The following is a 1165-nucleotide window of genomic DNA, read 5'->3' as shown; positions in this document are numbered from 1 at the left end:
GGGCTTTTCCAGCCCAATGCTGAGTGCCTTCGCCGCGGATTGTAGAAGCCATTGATGTACTGGAAGATTGCCAGTTCCGCGTCTCGTCGCGTGTGCCACGACCTGCGCCAGATCAGCTCTGCCTTGATGGTCTTGAAGAAGGTCTCGACTGCCGAGTTGTCGTAACAATTTCCCTTGCCACTCATCGATACTTGGAAGCCGTGCTGACGCAGGAGCTTCTGGTAGTCGTGTGAGCAGTATTGGCTGCCACGGTCGGTGTGGTGAATGCATCCCTTTGGCGGCTGCCGCAGCGCCACAGCCATTTCCAAAGCCCGGATCGCCAGATCACGCTTCATTCGGTTCGACACGGCCCAACCGATCACGCGACGTGAATGCAAGTCGAGAACAACAGCCAGATAGAGCCAGCCTTCTCGCGTCCAGACATAACTGATGTCGCCTGCCCACTTCTGGTTCGGCTGATCCGCACGGAAGTCCCGGTTCAGCAGGTTGGGCGCGATATTGAAGGCGTGGTTGCTGTCGGTCGTTACTTTGTATTTCTTGGATCGTTCGACGCGTATGCCATTCTCGCGCATCAATCGGCCAACGCGGCGATGGCCGATGGGCAGGCCAAGCTCCTTCAGCTCTTCAGTCATCCGTGGACGGCCATAGCTGCCCAGGCTGAGACGGGATTGTTCCTTGATATGCGCCAAGACCACCATGTCGGTTCGCTGTCTTTGGCTGGCTGGGCGGCTGCGATAGGCGCGCAGTCCACGTGAACTGACATCCAGAACCTGGCAAAGGCGGTTGGTCGGGAATTCGTGGCCATGCTCTTCGATGAACCGGAACCTCATGGCTTTTGGCTCGCGAAGAAGGCTGTGGCCTTTTTTAGGATGTCCCTCTCCTCCTTCAGGATGCGGTTTTCACGTCGAAGTCGTTCGTTCTCTCGGGCAAGGTCGAGGTCTTTGTCAGACACCACCTCAGTGTCACGATGTGCTGTCACCCACTTGTTCAGTGTCGAAAGACCAACGCCCAAATCAGATGCTACCTGCTTGCGCGTCAGCCCGCTCGTCAGTGCGATCCGCACAGCGTCAGCGCGAAATTCGTCCGTCCGTTTCAGTCCCATAGTTCGTCTCCTTTGCTGCAATAAATGCTATCAAAGGAGCGGCAGCAAACCGCGACACGTCCA

The 1165-nt window shown here is 56.9% G+C and carries 1 protein-coding gene; it reads right to left on the bottom strand.

The window, feature by feature from the left end; translation table 11 throughout:
* Positions 1 to 1102, bottom strand: a protein-coding gene (locus tag ACR0J7_RS20445) for an IS3 family transposase (RefSeq protein ID WP_480915476.1) whose coding sequence is annotated in 2 segments (ribosomal slippage) — positions 1 to 859 and positions 859 to 1102 — 1103 coding nt annotated over the 2 segments. Because the reading frame shifts where the segments join, the coding sequence is not laid out codon by codon here. This gene is flagged as partial in the annotation.
* Positions 1103 to 1165: the final 63 nt, after the last annotated feature.

This window comes from Ruegeria sp. O4 (genome assembly GCF_056535125.1).
The sequence above is the reverse complement of the archived record's forward strand: the minus strand, read 5'-3'. Positions and strand labels throughout refer to the sequence as shown.